The sequence below is a fragment of the Variovorax sp. Soil_C_26 genome, assembly GCF_057657075.1.
This window is the reverse complement of record NZ_JBDGJC010000003.1, coordinates 489,658-506,688: the sequence shown is the minus strand read 5'-3', so window position 1 is coordinate 506,688 and position 17,031 is coordinate 489,658. Positions and strand designations below refer to the sequence as shown.

Annotated in this window: 17 protein-coding genes; 11 read left to right on the top strand and 6 right to left on the bottom strand. The window is 68.2% G+C overall.

Annotation, left to right across the window (positions count from 1 at the left end; genetic code table 11):
• Positions 1–61: 61 nt before the first annotated feature.
• The 9 genes from dnaX to AC3A6G_RS11810 all read left to right on the top strand — a co-directional run bounded on the left by dnaX (position 62) and on the right by AC3A6G_RS11810 (position 8,844).
• Positions 62–1,903: a DNA polymerase III subunit gamma/tau gene (gene dnaX / locus AC3A6G_RS11850; RefSeq protein ID WP_487858882.1), complete on the top strand. Its 1,842-nt coding sequence runs from the start codon at positions 62–64 to the stop codon at positions 1,901–1,903.
• A gap of 85 nt (positions 1,904–1,988) precedes the next feature.
• A complete protein-coding gene (locus AC3A6G_RS11845; RefSeq protein WP_012747441.1) occupies positions 1,989–2,321 on the top strand; it encodes a YbaB/EbfC family nucleoid-associated protein in 333 nt (110 codons plus the stop codon).
• 7 nt (positions 2,322–2,328) lie between these two features.
• Positions 2,329–2,919, top strand: a complete 591-nt coding sequence (gene recR, locus AC3A6G_RS11840) for a recombination mediator RecR (RefSeq protein WP_487858883.1) — start codon at positions 2,329–2,331, stop codon at positions 2,917–2,919.
• Between the two features lie 34 nt (positions 2,920–2,953).
• Positions 2,954–3,346: an MAPEG family protein gene (locus tag AC3A6G_RS11835; protein ID WP_487858884.1), complete on the top strand. Its 393-nt coding sequence runs from the start codon at positions 2,954–2,956 to the stop codon at positions 3,344–3,346.
• A 147-nt stretch (positions 3,347–3,493) separates the two neighbouring features.
• Positions 3,494–4,528, top strand: coding sequence for an ABC transporter substrate-binding protein (locus tag AC3A6G_RS11830; protein WP_487858885.1), 1,035 nt, complete (start codon positions 3,494–3,496; stop codon positions 4,526–4,528).
• 73 nt (positions 4,529–4,601) lie between these two features.
• Positions 4,602–5,417: an ABC transporter ATP-binding protein gene (locus AC3A6G_RS11825; RefSeq protein ID WP_487873683.1), complete on the top strand. Its 816-nt coding sequence runs from the start codon at positions 4,602–4,604 to the stop codon at positions 5,415–5,417.
• On the top strand, positions 5,414–6,253 hold the full coding sequence (locus tag AC3A6G_RS11820) for an ABC transporter permease (RefSeq protein ID WP_487873682.1): 840 nt from the start codon (positions 5,414–5,416) through the stop codon (positions 6,251–6,253). The genes AC3A6G_RS11825 and AC3A6G_RS11820 overlap by 4 nt, the downstream gene beginning before the upstream one ends.
• A gap of 343 nt (positions 6,254–6,596) precedes the next feature.
• A complete protein-coding gene (locus tag AC3A6G_RS11815; RefSeq protein WP_487858888.1) occupies positions 6,597–8,129 on the top strand; it encodes a BCCT family transporter in 1,533 nt (510 codons plus the stop codon).
• Positions 8,130–8,145: 16 nt separating this feature from the next.
• Positions 8,146–8,844 (top strand): MarC family protein, encoded by a 699-nt coding sequence (locus AC3A6G_RS11810; protein WP_487858889.1) that lies wholly within the window; start codon positions 8,146–8,148, stop codon positions 8,842–8,844.
• Here the strand turns inward: AC3A6G_RS11810 and AC3A6G_RS11805 are convergent.
• Together AC3A6G_RS11805 and gloB are read right to left on the bottom strand one after the other, a co-directional pair.
• Positions 8,841–10,439, bottom strand: a complete 1,599-nt coding sequence (locus tag AC3A6G_RS11805) for a transglycosylase SLT domain-containing protein (protein ID WP_487858890.1) — start codon at positions 10,437–10,439, stop codon at positions 8,841–8,843. The genes AC3A6G_RS11810 and AC3A6G_RS11805 overlap by 4 nt on opposite strands.
• Positions 10,436–11,215, bottom strand: a complete 780-nt coding sequence (gene gloB, locus AC3A6G_RS11800) for a hydroxyacylglutathione hydrolase (protein WP_487873681.1) — start codon at positions 11,213–11,215, stop codon at positions 10,436–10,438. Before gloB ends, AC3A6G_RS11805 begins: the two co-directional genes overlap by 4 nt.
• Here gloB and AC3A6G_RS11795 point away from each other — a divergent pair.
• Positions 11,214–12,020: a class I SAM-dependent methyltransferase gene (locus tag AC3A6G_RS11795; RefSeq protein WP_487858892.1), complete on the top strand. Its 807-nt coding sequence runs from the start codon at positions 11,214–11,216 to the stop codon at positions 12,018–12,020. The genes gloB and AC3A6G_RS11795 overlap by 2 nt on opposite strands.
• The gene (gene rnhA / locus AC3A6G_RS11790) at positions 12,017–12,469 is read left to right on the top strand and encodes a ribonuclease HI (protein ID WP_487858893.1); all 453 of its coding nucleotides are present in this window, start codon (positions 12,017–12,019) and stop codon (positions 12,467–12,469) included. The genes AC3A6G_RS11795 and rnhA overlap by 4 nt, the downstream gene beginning before the upstream one ends.
• A gap of 23 nt (positions 12,470–12,492) precedes the next feature.
• Here the strand turns inward: rnhA and moeA are convergent, their stop codons facing one another.
• The 4 genes from moeA to AC3A6G_RS11770 are packed head-to-tail and all read right to left on the bottom strand — an operon-like array spanning position 12,493 to position 16,947.
• Positions 12,493–13,812, bottom strand: coding sequence for a molybdopterin molybdotransferase MoeA (gene moeA / locus AC3A6G_RS11785; RefSeq protein WP_487858894.1), 1,320 nt, complete (start codon positions 13,810–13,812; stop codon positions 12,493–12,495).
• Entirely contained in the window at positions 13,809–14,462 is a 654-nt protein-coding gene (gene mobA, locus AC3A6G_RS11780) for a molybdenum cofactor guanylyltransferase MobA (protein WP_487873680.1), read from the bottom strand. The genes moeA and mobA overlap by 4 nt, the downstream gene beginning before the upstream one ends.
• On the bottom strand, positions 14,459–15,610 hold the full coding sequence (gene moaA, locus AC3A6G_RS11775; RefSeq protein WP_487858896.1) for a GTP 3',8-cyclase MoaA: 1,152 nt from the start codon (positions 15,608–15,610) through the stop codon (positions 14,459–14,461). The genes mobA and moaA overlap by 4 nt, the downstream gene beginning before the upstream one ends.
• 50 nt (positions 15,611–15,660) lie before the next feature.
• Complete coding sequence (locus tag AC3A6G_RS11770) at positions 15,661–16,947, bottom strand: serine hydrolase domain-containing protein (RefSeq protein ID WP_487858897.1); 1,287 nt, start codon at positions 16,945–16,947, stop codon at positions 15,661–15,663.
• Positions 16,948–17,031: the final 84 nt, after the last annotated feature.

Genomic DNA, 17,031 nt, shown 5'->3' with positions numbered 1-17,031 from the left:
CGGTGGCACCGTGCGGTAACAAGCGTGAAGTCGCCGGTCCGCGGCTTTTAGAATGCCCCCAATGTCCTATCTCGTGCTCGCTCGCAAGTTCCGTCCCAAAACCTTCGGTGAGATGGTCGGCCAGGGGCACGTGGTGCAGGCGCTCGAGAACGCGCTGACCACGCAGCGCCTGCACCACGCCTATCTCTTCACCGGCACGCGCGGCGTGGGCAAGACCACGGTGTCGCGCATCCTGGCCAAGTCGCTCAACTGCCAGGGGCCGGACGGGCAGGGCGGGATCACGGCCACGCCCTGCGGCGTGTGCCAGGCCTGCAAGGACATCGACTCGGGTCGCTTCGTCGATTACACCGAACTCGACGCGGCCTCGAACCGCGGCGTGGACGAGGTGCAGTCGCTGCTCGAGCAGGCGGTCTACAAGCCGGTGCAGGGGCGCTTCAAGGTCTTCATGATCGACGAAGTGCACATGCTCACCAACACCGCGTTCAACGCGATGCTGAAGACGCTCGAGGAGCCGCCCGAATACCTCAAGTTCGTGCTCGCGACCACCGATCCGCAGAAGGTGCCGGTCACGGTGCTGTCGCGCTGCCTGCAGTTCAACCTGCGACCGATGGCGCCCGAGACGGTGCTCGAACACCTCACGAGCGTGCTGCAGACCGAGCAGGTGCCGGCCGAACCGCAGGCGCTGCGCCTGCTGGCGCGCGCCGCGCGCGGATCGATGCGCGATGCGCTCTCGCTGACCGACCAGGCGATCGCCTTCGGCAATGGCGAGCTGGTCGAAGCCGGCGTGCGCCAGATGCTCGGCAGCGTGGACCGAGGCCATGTGTTCAAGCTGATCGAGGCGCTGGCGCTGGGCGACGGCCGGACGGTGGTCGACACCTCGGAGGCGTTGCGCGTCGACGGCATGTCGGCGGCTTCGACGCTCGAGGAAATGACGGCGGTGCTGCAGGCCATGGCGGTGCTGCAGGCGGTGCCCTCGCGCGCCGAAGCGGCCACCGATGCCACCGATCCCGACGCGGTCGACACCGCGCGCCTTGCGGCCCTGATGCCGGCCGACGAAACGCAGCTGCTCTACAGCCTCTGCCTGCACGGCCGCGGCGAGCTTGGCCTGGCGCCCGACGAGTACGCCGCCCTCACGATGGTGTTGCTGCGCTTGCTGGCGTTCAAGCCGTCAGCGGGCGCTGCCGCCACCCCGGGCCCTTCGGCCTCCGCGGAAAAAAAAACTCTGAATGACGCCCCGCGCGCGGCTGCGGCCCCCGTGGCTGCACCGCCGCTGCGCCAGATCGCCGATGCCCCGGCGCCCGTGCCGCCGCCCGCTGGCACCCCGGCGGTGCAGCGCCTGACGGTGGTCAGCGAGCCGGTCCGGCGCCACGAACCCCGGCCGCCGGTGCCCGCAGGGGCGGTGCCGGTGGAGGGCGAGGCCAAGGTGGTCGCAGTGCCGATGCGCGTGCAGCCGCCGCCGGGCCAGCGCGATGTGCCGCGGCCCGAGGCGCAGCGCGGCCCCGCGGCGCCGATCCCGCCGAGCGAGGACGGCGACTTCTGGCATGCCACGGTCACGCAGATGGTGGCGGCCGAAAGCATCAGCGCGCTCGCACGCGAACTCGCGCTGCAGTCGCAGCTCGTGGCGCGCGACGTGGACCAGTGGATACTGCGCGTCGAACGCGAACTGCTCAACCAGCCGTCGGCGCGCGAGAAGCTCACCGATGCGCTGGCCGCGCTCGGGCACGGCGTGAAGCTCGCGATCGAGATCGGCGCCGTGGTCGACAGCCCCGCACGCCGCAACAAGCAGGCCGCCGACGAGCGGCAGCGGGTCGCCGAAGAGGCCATCCGCAACGACCCCGAGGTGCAGATGCTGATGCGCGAATTCGATGCGAAGATCGTGCCCGGAACGCTCAAGCCGGCCTGACCCGGCCGCATCGGCGCACGACGCACCGGGCGCTCACTCACTTATCCTTTCTTCATTCATTCATCCCAACCATTCAGGACCAACGATGTTCAACAAAGGACAACTGGCCGGCCTCATGAAGCAGGCGCAGGCAATGCAGGACAACCTCAAGAAGGCCCAGGAAGAACTGGCCACCATCGAGGTCGAAGGCGAGTCGGGCGCGGGCCTGGTCAAGGTCGTGATGACCTGCAAGCACGACGTCAAGCGCATCACCATCGACCCGAGCCTGCTGGCCGACGACAAGGACATGCTCGAAGACCTGGTGGCCGCCGCCTTCAATGCCGCGGTGCGCAAGGCCGAGGAGACGAGCGAGCAGAAGATGGGCAAGCTGACGGCCGGCATGCCGGGCCTGCCGCCCGGCATGAAGCTGCCGTTCTGAGCCACGGATGGCCGACGCCAGTTCGCTCGACGCGCTGGTCGATGCATTGCGCCGCCTGCCGGGTGTGGGGGTCAAGTCGGCCTCGCGCATGGCGTTCCACCTGCTGCAGCACGACCGCGAGGGCGCGCAGCTGCTGTCGCGCGCCTTGCAGCAGGCGGCCGGCAGCGTGCGCCACTGCGAGCGCTGCAACACTTTTACCGAAGCGCCGGTGTGCCATGTGTGCCTCGACCCGCGGCGCGACGCGACCAAGCTCTGCGTGGTCGAGACGCCGGCCGACCAGGCCGCGCTTGAGCGCACCAATGCGTTTCGCGGCTACTACTTCGTGCTGATGGGGAAGCTCAGCCCGCTCGACGGCATCGGGCCGAAGGACATCGGCCTGCAGAAGCTGTTCGAGCGGGCGCTCGACGGCACGGTCAGCGAGGTCATCCTGGCGACCAACTTCACGGCCGAAGGCGAGGCCACCGCGCACGTGATCGGCGAAACGCTGAAGCAGCGCGGCCTCAACGTCACGCGGCTCGCGCGCGGCGTGCCCGCCGGCAGCGAACTCGAATACGTGGACCTCGGCACCATCGCGCACGCGCTGGTCGATCGTCGATAGCAAGCAGCCGCCGCTGCGCAATGAAGACAACCCCATGACCTTCTCGTCTCTCACCATCGCCTACTGGTGTGTCTTCATCGCCTGCGGCCTGCCGTACCTCGCCGCATGGACCGCGAAGGCCGGCAGCTTCGGTCCGCACGACAACATGCATCCGCGCGACTGGGCCAGCAAGCAGAGCGGCTGGCGCGCGCGTGCCAACAGCGCCCAGGCCAACAGCTTCGAGGGCCTGCCGTTCTTCATCGGCGCGGTGATCATCGCGCATCAGCTCGGTGCCGCGCAGGCACGGCTCGACATGTTCGCGGCGGCCTACGTGGTGCTGAGGCTCGCCTACATCGCGCTCTACATCAAGGGCCTCGGCGGTGCGCGCAGCGCGGTGTGGGCGCTGGGCTTCCTGGTCAACATCGCGATTCTTTTTATCGCGCCGTAAGAGGGCCTCGGCCCGCTCTGCAGAGGCCTCGTAGAGGCCTTCATGCTTACGTGGAAACCCGCACGGGATGACCCCGATGCCGAGCGCAGGCACGCGCCCCTAAGCTCGATTCAATTCAAGAATCCAAGAGCCCCGCAGGACCGCGCCATGCTTCATCGCAGAACCCTCATCACCGCATCCGCAGTCGCTGCCGCCTCGGTCGCACTGCCGCGGGTCTTTGCGCAGGCCAAGCTCGAGAAGACGAAGATCTCCATTGCAGTCGGTGGCAAGGCGGCGTTCTACTACCTGCCGCTCACCATTTCCGAACAGCTCGGCTACTTCAAGGCCGAAGGGCTCGAGATCGAGATCTCTGACTTTGCCGGCGGCGCGCGTGCGCTGCAGGCGGTGGTCGGCGGCTCGGCCGACGTGTGTTCCGGTGCCTACGAGCACACCATCAACCTGCAGGCGAAGAACCAGTTCTTTCAGGCCTTCGTGCTGCAGGGCCGCGCACCGCAGATCGCCGTGGGCGTGTCGACCAAGAACATGGCGGGCTACACGGGCATCGCGGATCTCAAGGGCAAGAAGATCGGCGTCTCGGCACCGGGCTCGTCGACCAACATGGTGGCCAACCTCGTGCTGTCGCGCGGCGGCCTCAAGGCCAGCGACGTGAGCTACATCGGCGTGGGCGTCGCGGCAGGGGCGCTCACGGCGCTGCGCTCGGGGCAGATCGACGCGATCAGCAACACCGACCCCGTCATGACCATGCTCGAGCAGAAGGGCGACGTGAAGATCATCAGCGACACGCGCACGCTGAAAGGCACGCAGCAGGTATTCGGCGGCCCGATGCCCGCGGCGTGCCTCTATGCGCCGATGGACTTCGTGCGGAAGAATCCCAACACCTGCCAGGCGCTGGCCAACGCGATCGTCCACGGCCTCAAGTGGCTGCAGACGGCGGGGCCCGGCGACATCATCAAGACGGTGCCCGAGACCTACCTGCTCGGCGACCGTGCGCTGTATCTCGCCTCGTTCGACAAGGTGCGCGAGTCGATCGCCACCGACGGCCTGGTGCCCGAAGAGGGCCCCAAGACCGCACTGGCGGCGATCGCGAGCTTCGACACCGCTGTGAAGGCCGACCGTATCGACCTGGCGAAGACCTACACCAACGATTTTGCAAAGCGCGCGAAGGACAGGTTCAAAGCCTGATTTCGAACGCCTTCGCGACCCGGCTCCGGCCGGGTTTTTTCTTTCGGTGCCCGGCACCAGAAATTTGCCCGACATGTCCGACCACGCACTCGAGCTTCTTTCGATTCACTGCATCTTCCATTCGCGCGAGGATCCCGGCCAGCGCTACACCGCGGTGGCCGACACCACGCTGCGCGTGCGCGCCGGCGAGTTCGTCTCGGTGGTGGGACCGACGGGCTGCGGCAAGTCGACGCTGCTCAACGTGGCCGCGGGGCTGCTCGCGCCTTCGTCGGGCACGGTGAAGGTGTTTGGCCAGACGCTCGCCGGCATCAACGCGCGCGCGGGCTACATGTTCCAGACCGAGGCGCTGATGCCGTGGCGCAATGCCATCGACAACGTGATGGTGGGGCTGCAGTACCGCGGCGTGCCCGATGCCGATGCACGTGAGCAGGCCGAGGCATGGCTTTCGCGCGTGGGGCTCTCGGGCTTCGGCGATCGCTATCCGCACCAGCTCTCGGGCGGCATGCGCAAGCGCGTGGCGCTCGCGCAGACGCTGGTGCTCGACCCGGACATCCTGCTCATGGACGAACCCTTCAGCGCGCTCGACATTCAGACGCGTCAGCTGATGGAGAACGAAGTGCTCGATCTCTGGAATCTCCGCAAGAGGGCGGTGCTGTTCATCACGCACGATCTCGACGAGGCGATCGCGATGAGCGACCGCGTCGTGGTGCTCTCGGCGGGCCCGGCCACGCACCCGATCGGCGAATTCGAGATCGACCTCGCGCGGCCACGCAACGTGGCCGAGGTGCGCACGCACCCGCGCTTCGTCGAGCTGCACACGCGGATCTGGGAGGTGCTGCGCGACGAGGTGCTGAAGGGCTATGCGCAGCAACTGAGAAAGGCCGCATGATGTCTCGCTTCGGCCTGAACGAACGCAATGCGCGCTTCTGGCAGTTGATGCTGCTGGTGGTGCTTCTCGCGACATGGCATCTCGCGTCGCGCAACCAGCAGATCGCCTTCTTCCTCGGCGAGCCGGTGCAGGTGGCGGGGCGCATCTGGAGCTGGTTCCTGCCGTTCGGTGTGCCGCCGAACCCGCTGTTCCCCGACGGCCTGAAGGGCAACGCCGACATCTACCGCCACCTGGGCACCACGCTGCTCGAAACCGTGCTGGCCTTCGGCATCGGCACGCTGCTCGGGCTGGCCTGCGGACTCTGGCTCGCGCTGGCGCCCACTGCGAGCCTCATCCTCGATCCGTACATCAAGGCGGCCAACTCGATGCCGCGCGTGATCCTGGCGCCGATCTTCGCGCTGTGGTTCGGCCTTGGCATCTGGAGCAAGGTGGCGTTGGCGGTGACGCTGGTGTTCTTCATCGTCTTCTTCAACGTCTACCAGGGCGTGCGCGAGGTGAGCCCGGTGGTGCTGGCCAACGCGAAGATGCTCGGCGCCAACCAGCGGCAACTGCTGCGCACCGTGTACCTGCCGAGCGCCACGAGCTGGGTGTTCTCGAGCCTGCACACCTCGGTGGGGCTGGCGTTCGTAGGGGCGGTGGTCGGCGAGTACCTGGGCTCGGCGCGCGGGGTGGGGTACCTGATCCTGCAGGCCGAAGGCACCTTCGACGTGAACACGGTGTTCGCTGGCATCGTGGTGCTCACGGCCTTTGCGCTGTTGCTCGACGGGCTGGTTGGCTGGATCGAGAGGCGCCTCATGAAATGGCAGCCGCGCAGCGGCGAGACAGAGAAGCTGTAAGCGGGGAACAGAGGCCGGATTGACCGCTGCCAATGCAAGTCAACTACCGGATCTGTCTACTTCTTCACGCTGCTGAATTCATGTAGCCCTTTAGACTTCATGGGTTCGGCAACGGACGTCGAGGCTGCGCCACCGCGTGCAGCCATCGCCGTCCACGAGTCCGACGCCCTTGCTGACGGCCCCGTCGCCGCGTCCCCGGACGCGCACACGACAGGCGTGCTGCCACATCGGGCCTCCTCGCTGCCGTTCCATTCGACCGCCATATCGCGCCGGAAGCCCGTGCTTCCCGCCGCCGCTCCAGGATGTCCCTGGACGGCGAGGCCGGTCACCAAGGGAAAAAAACATGCAACTCATCGTCTCGGCCGGATTGATCCTGGCCATCGTCCTGTGGGGCATCGTCGCGCCCGCCCACCTGGGCGCCGTGTTCGACGGCGCACTGGCCCTCATCACGCACAACTTCGGCTGGTTCTACCTGTGGGTGGTGCTGGGCCTGGTCGTGCTCGCACTGGTATTGGCATTCAGCCGCTTCGGCGATTTGAAGCTCGGTGCCGAAGACGAAGAGCCCGAGTTCTCCGTCGGCGCCTGGTTCGCGATGCTGTTCGCCGCGGGCATGGGCATCGGCCTGGTGTTCTGGGGCGTGGCCGAGCCTGTCTCGCACTACGGCGCACCGCCGCCGGGCATCGCGGCGCACACGCCCGAGGCCGCGCATGCGGCCATGCGCTACAGCTTCTTCCATTGGGGCGTGCACCCCTGGGCGGTGTACAGCGTGGTCGCGCTGGCGATCGCGTTCTTCCAGTTCCGCCGCGGCGGCTCGGCGCTGGTCAGCACGGCCGTCGAGGCGCTGCCCTGGGCGCCGATGAAGCACCTGGGGCCGGTCGTCAACGTGCTGGCCGTGATCGCGACGGCATTCGGCGTGGCGGCCTCTCTCGGCATGGGCGCGCTGCAGATCAACAGCGGCCTCAACGCGGTGTTGGGGTTGCCGGTGGGGCAGGGCTCGCAGCTCGGAATCATCGCCGTCACCACGGTGCTGTTCCTGGTTTCGGCCGTCAGCGGCGTGGGCCGCGGCATCAAGTGGCTGTCGACCTTCAATCTCGTCCTGGCTGCGTTGCTGGCCATGGCCGTGTTCATACTCGGGCCGACGGTGGCCATCATCGACACGCTCACGACCACGCTGGGCACCTATGCGAGCGAATTCGTGCGCATGAGCCTGCGCATGACGCCGTTCCGCGACAGCGGCTGGGTCGGGGGGTGGACCATCTTCTACTGGGCGTGGTGGGTTTCATGGGCGCCGTTCGTGGGCCTGTTCATCGCCCGCGTGTCGCGCGGGCGCACGGTGCGCCAGTTCATCCTCGGTACCGTGGCCGCGCCTGCCGCAGCGGCCTTCCTGTGGTTCTCGGTGTTCGGCGGCGCAGCACTCAACATGGAGATCATCCAGCACCTGCCGATCGCCGACGCCGTCAAGGCCGACGTCTCGACCGCGCTGTTCGCGATGTTCGACCAACTGCCGCTGGGCACGCTGATGTCGGGCCTGGCGACGGTGCTGGTGGTGGTGTTCTTCGTCACCTCGGGCGATTCGGCGGTGCTGGTGCTGGGCATGATGACCAGTGGCGGCGACCCGAACCCGAGCGCCCGCGTGAAGATCACCTGGGGCCTGCTGGTCGCCGGCATTGCCGCCAGCCTGCTGCTGGCCGGCGGGTTGAAGTCGGTGCAGACGGCGACCATCGTGTTTGCGCTGCCGTTCACCGGCGTGATCGTGCTGATGGCGATTTCGTTGTGGCGCGGCCTGAGCGAAGATTACGAGGCCGAGCGCCTGCGAGAACGCGCGCTGCGCCAGCGCATGCGCGATATCGTCGAGCATCAGCCCGGTCTGCGCTGACCAAAGGAGCCGTACCGTGACACTCGAATTGTTTGGCGCATTTGGCAAGGGATTCCTGTTCGCTTTTGCAACGCTGCTGCCGATCCTGAATCCCGCGGCGACGGCGCCCATCTTCCTCGGCCTCACCGAAGGGGCTTCGGCACCGACGCGCGCGCTGCTGGCCCGGCGCATCGCACGCAACGCGTTCTGGCTGGTGCTGGGCGCAATGCTGGTCGGGGTCTACGTGCTGGAGTTCTTCGGCATCTCGCTGCCCATCGTGCGCGTGGGCGGCGGCCTGATCGTGGCGGCCAATGCCTGGCGCATGCTCTCCGCCTCACAGCCCGCCAGTACCAGCCAGAGCGCGCTGGCCGAGGCCTACACGCCCGAGATGGCGAGCCGGCAGGCCTTCTATCCGCTGACGTTCCCGATCAGCTGCGGCCCAGGCTCGATCGCGGCCGCGATCACGATCGGCGTGTCGCTGGCCGGGCCGCGGCTGTCGTTCACGCTCGCGCGCACAGGTGGTGCGGTGCTGGCGCTGGTGGCGGTCGCGGTGCTGATGTACCTGGCCTTCCGCTATGCGCAGCGCCTGCTGCGGCCTTTGGGCGAGGCGGGCGCTGTGATCTTCCTGCGCCTGTCGGCCTTCATCCTGCTGTGCCTGGGCGTGGAGATCGTGTGGGACGGCGTGCACGAACTGGGCGTCGAGCTCCTGCGTGACGCGCGGGCTGCGAGCTCCTAGCGCTTCTTCTTCGCCGACGCGCCACTGCGCGGTGCGACCGGTCGCTTGCTCGCCGGCCGTGACTTGATCATGTTGCCGCGTGCTGCCACGGGCTTTACCGCGCTGTTGCCGCGTTTAGCGACCCGGCCGCCCACCGCGCGCTTGGCGCCCGAGCCGACATGGGCGCCGCGTGCGGCACGCACGGGCAGGTACACCACCACGCTTTCGCCGCGCTTGAACGCATGGTTGACCTTGACGTCGTTCCAGTCGGCCACGCTGGCGGACTGCAGCCTGTAGCGGCGCGCGATGCTCGCGACACTGTCCCTGCGGCCGGCCTTGACGGTGGTGCGGCGGGTGATGATCTCGGGCTGGAAGCTCAGTTGGCCGGTCTGGGCCACCACGGCGGTCACGTCTTCCTTGACGCGGGCGCCGCGCGGCACGATGAGCGTCGAGCCGGCCCGAATCAGCATGCGCGGCGGAATGTTGTTGAGCGCGCGCAGGTCGGCCTCGCTCATGCCCGCACGCTGCGCCGCGTCGGCCACCGTCATCGTGCCGGGCACGACCCAGGCGGTCCAGCTCGCATACTGGCCCTGCGTGTAGGCGTCGAAGTTGCGCTGGAACACCGCTGCGTTGTCCCAGGGCAGCAGGATCTGCGGCGTGAGCGCGGCGATCAGCACCGGCTTGTGGGCGGCAGGATTGAGCGCACGGAAGTCTTCGATGCGCACGTCGGCCAGCTTGGCCGCGAGTTCCACGTCGAGGTCGCGCGTCAGCGTGACGGTCTGGAAATACGGGTGGTTGGGAATCAGCGGCAGTTCGGTGGCGAAGGCCTGCGGATTCGCGACGATGTTCTTCACCGCCTGCAACTTGGGCACGTAGTAGCGCGTCTCGTTCGGCATCGAGAGATCGCTGTAGGTGGTCGGCAGGCCGAGGCGCTGGTTCTTCGCGATGGCGCGGCTCACGCTGCCTTCGCCCCAGTTGTAGGCAGCGAGCGCCAGCTGCCAGTCGCCGAACATGCCGTAGAGCTTCTGCAGATAGTCGAGTGCCGCGCGGGTCGAGGCAACCACGTCGCGCCGGTCGTCGCGGAAGAGGTTCTGCTTCAGGTCGTAGTCGTTGCCGGTGGCCGGCATGAACTGCCACATGCCCGCCGCACGTGCGCTCGAGACGGCTTGCGGGTTGAAGGCGCTTTCGATGTAGGGCAGCAGTGCGAGCTCGGTCGGCATGTTGCGCCGCTCGAGCTCTTCGACGATGTGGAAGATGTACTTGTTCGAGCGCTCGGCCATGCGCTGGATGTAGTCGGGCCGGGTGGCATACCACTGTTCGCGGTCGCGCACGATGTCGCTCTCGAGGTTCGGCATCTTGAAGCCGCGGCGAATGCGATCCCACATGTCCGCAGGCGGCGCCAGCGTGACGACGCTCTGCGAATGGGCTTCGCTGCTGGTGATCGGCGTGAGCGGGCCGCCGGGGAAGACCGGTGCCGCGCTGCGCGACGCTGCGGCGCCGGCACCTCCGGCAGTGGCATTCTGGTTGGCGGCCGTGGAGGAAGAAGAGCCGGTGGTGCCCGCGCACCCCGCGAGCAACAGGGAGCCTGCTAGGCAGACGGCAGCGATAAATTTCATCGGAAATCGTTTTTCCATTGGCGCAGCGCTGCGAACACCTCGGCTTCGGCCGCATCGGCGGAAAGCTCGGCATGTTCGCGCACCGCTTGGAGCACAGTGGCTTCGCGGCTGCGAAGAAATGGGTTGATCCGGCGTTCGGTGTCGAGTTGCGCTGGCAGCGTGGGCTGCCCTTGCGCGCGCAGGCTTTCGCATTGCGCGATGTACTGAGTCAGATCGGTGTTGGCGGGTTCCACCGCCTGCGCGAAACGCAGGTTAGAAAGTGTGTATTCGTGGGCGCAGCAGACGCGGGTGTCGCCCGGCAGCGCCGCGAGGCTGTCGAGCGATGCGAGCATCTGTGCGGGCGTGCCCTCGAACAGGCGTCCGCAACCGCCGGAGAACAGCGTGTCGCCGCAAAAGAGCAGCGGCGTGCGGCCTTCGCCGGCCGGAAGAAAGTAGGCAATGTGCCCGGCCGTGTGGCCCGGCACGTCGATGACCGCGAAACGCAGCCCGAGCACTTCGGCGCTGTCGCCATCGTGCAGCGGCTGAAAGGGGTCGGGAATGCGCTCGCGCGCGGGACCGAACACCGGTGCGCCGGTCGCAGCGTGCAGCGCGGCCACGCCGCCGGTGTGATCGGCGTGATGGTGCGTGACTAGAATCGCGGCGAGCTGCAGCTTGTCGCGCGCCAACGCGTCGAACACCGGTTGAGCGTCGCCCGGGTCCACCACGATTGCGTGGGGCCCGTCCTGCAGCATCCAGATGTAGTTGTCGGCGAAGGCGGGCAGCGGAACAAGGGTCATGAGCGGTCAAATTATAGGTTTGCAGGATTGGTTCGCGACCCCCCCTGGCCGCTATCTTCTGGCGTGGGAACAGGCTCAGTTCGACGAAGCCGTGGCGGACATCTTCGGCTATCACGCGCTGCAGCTCGGCGCTGCCGAGGTCGATGCCCTGAGCACCAACCGCATGCCGCACCGCTGGCTCGCGCTGGCCGAGCCGCACGCAGAGCACAAGGCAGCGCTCATCACCGACTTCGCCGCGCTGCCGTTCGCGGCCAACAGCCTCGACCTCGTGGTGCTGCCGCATGCACTCGAGCTGAGCCAGGACCCGCATGCGACGCTGCGCGAAGTCGAGCGCGTGCTGGTGCCCGAAGGCCGTGTGGTGATCTGCGGCCTGAACCCGACCAGCCTCTGGGGCATGCGCCAACGCCGCGCGCACCTCTACCGCAAGCTAGGTTTCGGCGAATTGTTTCTGCCCGAGGGCGGCGAGTCCATCGGCTACTGGCGCATGCGCGACTGGTTGCGGCTGCTGAGCTTCGAAGTGGAGTCGGGCCGTTTCGGCATCTACCGGCCGGCGGTGCGCAGCGAAGCATGGCTCGAGCGCTGCCACTGGATGGACACCGCGGGCGAGCGCTGGTGGCCCATCTTCGGCGCGGCGTACTTTCTGGTGGCGGTCAAGCGGGTGCGCGGCATGCGCCTGCTGAGCGCCGACTGGCGCCGCGCCGCGGCGCGCGCCACCGCACCGGTTCCCATCGCAGGCAAGATGCACAGCACCACCGGTCAGCCGGTCGAATACCGAAGAACAGAGAGAAGGAAAGAAGAGTCTTGAACGAAGTTGTGATCTACACCGATGGTGCATGCAAAGGCAACCCCGGCCCCGGCGGCTGGGGCGCGTGGCTCAAGTCGGGCCCCACCGAGAAGGAGCTGTTCGGCGGCGAACTCAACACCACCAACAACCGCATGGAACTCACCGCGGTGATCGAGGGCCTGGCCGCGCTCAAGCGGCCCTGCAAGGTCATCCTCTACCTCGACAGCCAGTACGTGCGCATGGGCATCACCGAATGGATCCGCGGCTGGAAGGCCAAGGGCTGGCTCACCTCGACCAAGCAGCCGGTGAAGAACGTCGAACTCTGGCAGAAGCTCGACAAGCTCGTGGCCGAGGGCGGCCACGTGATCGAGTGGCGCTGGGTCAAGGGGCATTCGGGCGACCCCGGCAACGAGCGCGCGGACATGCTCGCGAACAGGGGCGTCGACAAGGCGCTGGGCCGAAGAGCCTGAGGCTGTCTCGGCTTCGGGGTGGACTAAATCACCCCTTCGAACATCATCACGTCGACTTCGTCCCCCGCGGCCACATCGCCCTGGGCATGGTGCAGCACCACGAGTCCGTTGGCCTCGACCATCGAACTCAGCACGCCCGAGCCCTGGTTGCCGGCAATGCGGACCTCGGGCAGCGCGCCGGCGACGGCCTGAACGAAGCCGCGCTGGTATTCGGTGCGGCCGGGCTTCTTGCGGATGGCGCTCGCGGCGCGCGCGCGCAACATGGGTGGCGGCGCGGCGGCGGTGTCGTGGCAGCCCATCATGCGCAGCAGGGCCGGCCGCACGAAAGCAAGGAAGGTGACCATCACCGCCACCGGGTTGCCCGGCAGGCCGAAGAGCGCGGCGGCGCCGCGTCCTGCCACAGACTGCTGGCGTGGGATGAGGCCGACCGCCATCGGCCTGCCGGGCCGCATGGCGATGCGCCAGAACGCCATGTCGCCGAGCTGCTGCATCACGGCGCGCGTGTGGTCGGCCGCGCCGACGCTGACGCCGCCGCTGGTGATGATGGCGTCGGCCTGGTCGGCGGCCCGCTGCAGCGTGTCGGCCAGTGCGGCCGGGTCGTCGCCGACGAGGCCGAGATCGATCACTTCGCAACCGAGCCGCGTGAGCAGGCCGAACACCGTGTAGCGGTTGCTGTCGTAGACCGCGCCTTCGCGCGGCGGCTCGCCAAGGCTCAGGATCTCGTCGCCGGTGGAGAAGTACGCCACCCGCAGCCGCCGCAGCGCGGGCACCGATGCGATGCCGAGGCTTGCGACCATGCCGAGCGCGGCGGGTGACAGCCGTTCGCCGCGGCGCAGCGCGGGCTGGCCCTGCATCAGGTCCTCGCCCGCGAAGCGGCGGTTGTCACCGCGGCGCAGCACCCGGGCCGGAAAGCTCACGCGCTCGCCGTCGATCTTGCAGAACTCCTGCGGCACCACGGTGTCGAGCCCTGCGGGCATGACCGCGCCGGTCATGATGCGGACGGCCTCGCCGGCTGCGACCGTGCCACGCCAGGCTGCACCCGCGAGTGCAGTGCCCACCACGCGAAATTCGACCGAGGCGTCGATCGGCGCGTCGGTCGGCAGCGCGGCGCCGTCGAATGCAAAGCCGTCCATTGCGGAGTTGTCGTGCGGCGGCACGCTGACCGGCGAGACGATGTCTTCGGCCAGCACCCGGCCGAGCGCCTCGCGCAGCGGCACCGGTTCGGTTTCCTTGACGACGGCGGGCGCGACCAGTTGCGTGAGGAAGGACTGGACGCCTTCGACGCTCAGGGCCTGGGGGTCGTAGCCCGCGAGGGCGGAGGCAATGTCGGCGATGCGGCTCATCGGTTCTCGAGGGCGTGCAATTCGGCCAGCGTGTTGGCGTTGAAAAAAGCGTCGGGCGCATCGCCCGGCCGGTCGAAGGGCACGAGCACAGTGCGGTGCTGCGCGGTCCAGGCGTCGATCTTGCGCCCGCCCGCGTGCGTGAACTTCACGAGGCTCTCGAGCAGCGTGGTGCGCAGCAGGCAGAACACCGGCTGTGGCCGCAGCACTGGCGCTGCGCCGGGCTCGGGCGCAGCTTCGGGCGCGCTGACCATCGCGATCTCGGCGTCGTCGGCCGCCATGACCTCGGACAAGCGGCTGGCCAGGTCGAGCGGAAAGAGCGGCGTGTCGCACGGCACGGTGAGCAGGTAGGGCGTCTCGCAGCGCTCGAGCCCGGTCAGGAAGCCCGCGAGCGGACCCGCGTAGTCGGCCAGGCTGTCGGGCCAGACCGGCACGCCGAAGGATTCGTAGGCCGCGAGGTTGCGGTTGGCGTTGATCATGACCTCGCCGACCTGCATGCCCAGCCGCAGCACCGCATGCATCGCGAGCGGCGAGCCGTTGAAGTTCTGCAGGCCCTTGTCGATGCCGCCCATGCGCGAGCCGCGGCCGCCGGCGAGCAGCAGTCCGGTGATTTCGCCGGGGGGAATGTTGGTGTTGTCAGGTGTGGGGTTCATCCGCCGATGTAGCTCATTTCGACGCGCCGCGGCGCCCGGTCGCCGGCGTCGTGTTCGCCGCTGTCGGGGCCGCGTAGCGCGCGCAGTTCGGAATAACGGTCGGCGCGGCCCTGCCAGATGTGGCCGATGGCCGAGCCGATCTCCTCGTCGCTGGCCGTGCCGCGCAGCAAGGGGCGCAGGTCGTGGCCCGCGCTCGCGAAGAGGCACAGGTAGAGCTTGCCTTCGGTGGACAGGCGCGCGCGGCTGCAGTCGCGGCAGAAGGCCTGCGTCACGCTGCTGATCACGCCGACCTCGCCGCCGCCGTCGGCATATGCCCAGCGCTGCGCCGTTTCGCCGGCGACGCTGGGGTCGAGCGGCACGAGCGGGAACTCGGCCGCGATCCGGGCGATGACGTCGGCCGAGGGCAGCACCTCGTCCATGCGCCAGCCGTTGGTGGCGCCCACGTCCATGTATTCGATGAAGCGCAGCACCACCTTGCCGCCGTGATGGTCGCGGAAGTAGCGCGCCATCGGCAAGATCTCCTGCTCGTTGGTGCCGCGCTTGACGACCATGTTCACCTTCAGCGGCCCGAGCCCGGCCTCCTGGGCAGCCTCGATGCCGGCCAGCACGTCGGCAACCGGGAAGTCGACGTCGTTCATGCGGCGGAACACCGCGTCGTCGAGGCTGTCGAGGCTCACGGTCACGCGCTTCAGGCCGGCATCCGCCAGCGCCCGGGCCTTGCGCCGCAGCAGCGAGCCATTGGTGGTGAGCGTGAGTTCGAGCGGTTCGCCGTCGGGCGTGCGGAGTTCGGCGAGTTGCCCGATCAGCACCTCGATGTTCTTGCGCAGCAGCGGCTCGCCGCCGGTGAGGCGGATCTTGCGCACGCCATGCGCTGCGAACAGGCGCGCGAGCCGGGTCATTTCCTCGAAGCTCAGCAGTGCGCTGTGCGGCAGGTACTGGTAGTCCTTGTCGAACACGTCCTTCGGCATGCAGTAGCTGCAGCGGAAGTTGCACCGGTCGGTCACGCTGATGCGCAGGTCGGTCAGCGGCCGGCCCAGCTGGTCGAGCAGGCTGCCCGTGGCGGGCACGGCGATCTCCGGCACCGAGACGGCGGGTCGCGCGCGGCCGACTTCGGAAAGCGGAATGACGGTGGTGCTTCGGGTGTTCATGGGGCTGGAGCCAATTTACCCGATCGGGGCAGGGGCAGGGCCGGCAAGGGCTACTTGAGTACCGCGGCGTAAACCATGTTGCGCAGCAGGCTGCGGTAGTGCTGGCGGTGTTTTGGTGACTGCAGCATCAGCACCACGAAGAGTTCGTTCTTCGGGTCGACCCACATGTAGGTGCCGCCCGCGCCGCCCCAGTTGTATTCGCCGGCCGCCGACGGGTAGGGCGCCTCGCCGTCGCTGCGGCGCACCGCGAAGCCCAGGCCGAAACCGTAGCCCGGGCCCGGCAGGTAGAGCGGGCCGGGGACGATGCCGGCGCCCGCGTTCGAGTGGTCGGCGGTCATCAGCGCCAGCGTGCGGGGGCCGAGGTAGCGCTTGCCATCCAGCGTGCCGCCGTTCAGCAGCATCTGCAGGAAGCGCGCGTAGTCGCTCGCGGTCGACACCAGCCCGCCACCGCCCGATTCGAACCTGCGCACCATGCGCGGGTCGTTGAGTTCGGCTCCTACGCCGAAGCTGCGGTCGGTCGGCAGCGGCTCGGCGATGCGGGGCTGGCGTGCCGCTTCGGGCACGTAGTAGCTCGTGTCCTTCATGCCGAGCGGGTCGAACAGGCGCGCCTTCTCGAACTGGTAGAGCGACTGGCCCGAGACCACCTCGACGAGCCGGCCGAGGATGTCGGTCGAATAGCTGTAGTCCCAGGTTGTGCCGGGCTGGTAGGCCAGCGGCAGCTTCGCGAGCCGCTGGGAGAACTCGGCATTGTCGGGATCGCCCGCGCCGAGGCCGGCCTCGTTGTAGGCGCGCTTGACGAGGCCCGGACCGAAGAAGCCGTAGGTCAGGCCCGAGGTGTGGCGCATCAGGTCCTGCACCGTGATCGGCCGGCGGGCGGGCACGGTCTCGAGCACGGGTTTGCCGTCGGCACCGGGCTTTTCCACGCCGACGGTCATGCGGGCGAACTCGGGCAGGTACATCGAGATCGGATCGTCGAGCTTCAGGCGCCCGTCTTCGACCAGCATCATTGCCGCCACCGTGGTGATGGGCTTGCTCATCGAATAGATGCGGAAGATGCCGTCGCGCGGCATCGGCGTGCCAGCCGCCGGATCGAGCGCGCCGACCGGCTCGAACCACGCCACCTTGCCCTGGCGCGCCACCAGCAGCACGGCGCCCGGGATCTTTCCGGCGGCCACATCGGCCTTGAGCCGGTCGGTGGCCATCTGCAGGCGCTCAGTGGAAAGGCCGACCTGCTCGGGCCGCGCGGTGGGCAGCGACTGCGCCGAGGTCAGCTGGCCGGCCGCGAGGCTCAGGCCCACGAGGGCCGTGCGCAGGCCGCATGCGAAGAGGAACTTCATCGTCGTTGTCTCCTGGATGTTCTTTGCCGCGGGGCAGTGTATCGGCGCAGCGGCTGGACGAGCTTGATGAGAATTACTATCATT

Excerpts from the sequence above, each read along its gene's own strand:
- AC3A6G_RS11835 (WP_487858884.1), top strand. The coding sequence starts at position 2,954 with ATGACCTTCTCGTCTCTCACCATCGCCTACTGGTGTGTCTTCATCGCC.
- mobA (WP_487873680.1), bottom strand. The coding sequence starts at position 14,462 with ATGAACCCCACACCTGACAACACCAACATTCCCCCCGGCGAAATCACC.
- AC3A6G_RS11815 (WP_487858888.1), top strand. The coding sequence starts at position 6,597 with ATGCAACTCATCGTCTCGGCCGGATTGATCCTGGCCATCGTCCTGTGG.
- AC3A6G_RS11825 (WP_487873683.1), top strand. The coding sequence starts at position 4,602 with ATGTCCGACCACGCACTCGAGCTTCTTTCGATTCACTGCATCTTCCAT.
- AC3A6G_RS11830 (WP_487858885.1), top strand. The coding sequence starts at position 3,494 with ATGCTTCATCGCAGAACCCTCATCACCGCATCCGCAGTCGCTGCCGCC.
- recR (WP_487858883.1), top strand. The coding sequence starts at position 2,329 with ATGGCCGACGCCAGTTCGCTCGACGCGCTGGTCGATGCATTGCGCCGC.
- AC3A6G_RS11820 (WP_487873682.1), top strand. The coding sequence starts at position 5,414 with ATGATGTCTCGCTTCGGCCTGAACGAACGCAATGCGCGCTTCTGGCAG.
- AC3A6G_RS11770 (WP_487858897.1), bottom strand. The coding sequence starts at position 16,947 with ATGAAGTTCCTCTTCGCATGCGGCCTGCGCACGGCCCTCGTGGGCCTG.
- dnaX (WP_487858882.1), top strand. The coding sequence starts at position 62 with ATGTCCTATCTCGTGCTCGCTCGCAAGTTCCGTCCCAAAACCTTCGGT.
- moeA (WP_487858894.1), bottom strand. The coding sequence starts at position 13,812 with ATGAGCCGCATCGCCGACATTGCCTCCGCCCTCGCGGGCTACGACCCC.
- moaA (WP_487858896.1), bottom strand. The coding sequence starts at position 15,610 with ATGAACACCCGAAGCACCACCGTCATTCCGCTTTCCGAAGTCGGCCGC.
- AC3A6G_RS11805 (WP_487858890.1), bottom strand. The coding sequence starts at position 10,439 with ATGAAATTTATCGCTGCCGTCTGCCTAGCAGGCTCCCTGTTGCTCGCG.
- AC3A6G_RS11845 (WP_012747441.1), top strand. The coding sequence starts at position 1,989 with ATGTTCAACAAAGGACAACTGGCCGGCCTCATGAAGCAGGCGCAGGCA.
- AC3A6G_RS11795 (WP_487858892.1), top strand. The coding sequence starts at position 11,214 with ATGAGCGGTCAAATTATAGGTTTGCAGGATTGGTTCGCGACCCCCCCT.
- gloB (WP_487873681.1), bottom strand. The coding sequence starts at position 11,215 with ATGACCCTTGTTCCGCTGCCCGCCTTCGCCGACAACTACATCTGGATG.